Source organism: Mesorhizobium sp. M1142 (assembly GCF_040318565.1).
Classification (GTDB): domain Bacteria; phylum Pseudomonadota; class Alphaproteobacteria; order Rhizobiales; family Rhizobiaceae; genus Mesorhizobium.
On record NZ_JAMYMK010000065.1, the window covers coordinates 1 to 2,016 of the forward strand.

General features: G+C 60.9%; 1 protein-coding gene and 2 pseudogenes. 2 read left to right on the forward strand and 1 reads right to left on the reverse strand.

Annotated features, from left to right (window positions below; translation table 11 throughout):
* Both NKH42_RS31025 and NKH42_RS31370 read left to right on the forward strand, forming a co-directional pair.
* A pseudogene (locus tag NKH42_RS31025) lies at window positions 1-208 on the forward strand (pentapeptide repeat-containing protein); the annotation flags it as partial.
* 583 nt (window positions 209-791) lie between these two features.
* Window positions 792-915 (forward strand): annotated as a pseudogene (locus tag NKH42_RS31370) (DUF4326 domain-containing protein); the annotation flags it as partial.
* 465 nt (window positions 916-1,380) lie between these two features.
* On the opposite strand, the gene NKH42_RS31375 reads toward NKH42_RS31370, so the two are convergent.
* Window positions 1,381-1,848, reverse strand: a complete 468-nt coding sequence (locus tag NKH42_RS31375) for an alpha/beta fold hydrolase (RefSeq protein WP_352737699.1) — start codon at window positions 1,846-1,848, stop codon at window positions 1,381-1,383.
* Between the last annotated feature and the right edge of the window lie 168 nt (window positions 1,849-2,016).

The window sequence follows — 2,016 nt, forward strand, 5'->3', positions numbered from 1 at the left end:
CGCACGGGCGGACTTCCGAGGAGCGACGTTCACCGCGCCGATAGACTTTGACCGCGCCTTTTTCTTTCTGACCCGTATCGAGGGCGTCGACCTTTCCAATTCGGTGGGTCTGTCCCAGTGGCAGATCAACATGGCTTGCGGAGACGCCCGGACCGAGTTGCCTTCTGGCTTGACGAGGCCTGAAGATTGGCCCTGTCAATTCCAGTAGGAATAGTTGTCGGCAAGCGAACCGCGGCAATGCTACGCCCGACAGGATGAAACTGAGAACCCCCTATGTCATCGTGTGCGCTATATAACTTTTGCGACAGCCGGGGGCGGATGAATGGAATCGGGCGTATTTCTCCACTACCCACGCGGTCCGAGGCGGCAGAAATGGGGCCGAGCAGACCGTCCGCTGCTAGGGTACCCAGCACGCGAGCGGACATGTGAGACCTCGGTGCGAAGATCCGGGATCAGGCCCATTGCGGACGTACGTGTTGGTTCGCCTGTTGGCGCTGAAGCGCCTTATCGTTCAGTCTCGCGGCACACATAGATCAAATGAACCGTATCGTCATCGATCAATGTGCTCGACACCAGTTGCAGCGGAGGCCTTGCTTGCCCCTGCCGAGCACGAACGGCCTCACGTGCAGGTGATATTCCTCGATCAGGCCGGACTGGAGGGCATGGTATCGAAGCGCATCGGCAGCGCCTGGCTGAACTGGATACGGATGTCCAGCGGGATGACGCCCAGGAACTCGCGGCGCTCCTCGACGGCCATCTCGCGCAGATCGTGAGCGTTGACCGTTGAGGTGCAGGCGCTGCTCGCCGGCCTTTCTGCGCGTCGGCGCCGATCCCGATATTGAGGCGCTGGAGCGAACATGCCAGTTCGTCGCCGAGAACGCCGACGAGCTGCGCAACAAGAACCTCGCCTGCTGGCGCCTTGGAGTGAAAGAAACGAACCCCCTCCCTCGCTCTTGGCCCGTAGTTCCAAGCAGGCACTTGCTGGCGGACCTATTGAACCAAAAGACCTAGCAACGAACTGAAATCGACAGGGTCCCTTCATAGCGGAATTAGTCGCGCTAGGGGCCCGTAAGTCACCGTGTCGGGCCTTGGCGCACAATGGCATGTGGATAGCTAAGTTTGACCCGCGGCAAGCGTCGCTGGATGGTCACGAGAGGGCGCCACTCGCACAGTCCTAAGCGACAGCGCACACTAGGCGCGCTGCCACCGCTATCGAGACATCGCCGTCACAGCTACCGCACCGATTTTGCAGCGTCGATGATCACGTCTGCGACCGAACGAGGTTTGGTCAACATGATCAAGTGATTGCCCTCGAGCTCGGTGATATGCGCTTTGATGGCCTTGGCCATCGAACCTTCGAACGCCGGCGGGATCGCACCGTCAGCCTTCGCAACCACGAACCAACTGGGCTTGGTCTCGGACGCCGCCCGGGTCAGCCGTTCGTCGAAGAGACGGGCCGCCGATGGCTGCTGCGTCGCCGCGAGAACCGCAACCTCCTCGGGCGTCGCGTCCTGAGCGAAATACTTGCCCAGCCCCTCCTGGGGTACGGTCAGGAAGTCGCCGCTGTCCTTCTGCAGGGGTCGACGTCCAAGGCGCCGGCGGACTTCCCGCCGTAGCGCTGGTGACTGACTGGCCCTTCGGCAGGGCGAAGGCGGCAACGTAGACCAAGGCTTTGACCTTGTCCGCCGTTCCGCCCTCGGTGATCACCATTCCGCCCCAGGAGTGGCCAACGAGGATCACATCTCCCGGCGCGGCCTCGATGGCCCGTTCAGTGGCAGCGACGTCGTCTGCAAGCGAGGTCAGTGGGTTCTGGACGGCAACGACGCGAAGTCCGGCGCTCTGCAGCAATGGAAATGACCTTGCTCCAGCTGGAGCCGTCTGGGGGGCGCTACCACATATGCATGATTTACTAGTTATTTCAGTAACTTATTTGAGCGGCCCGAGACATAGGTGACGATTTGTACCGGACACATAGGTAACACTTTTCGGTTTTTGCCGGGAGGTGTTGATGCCGTG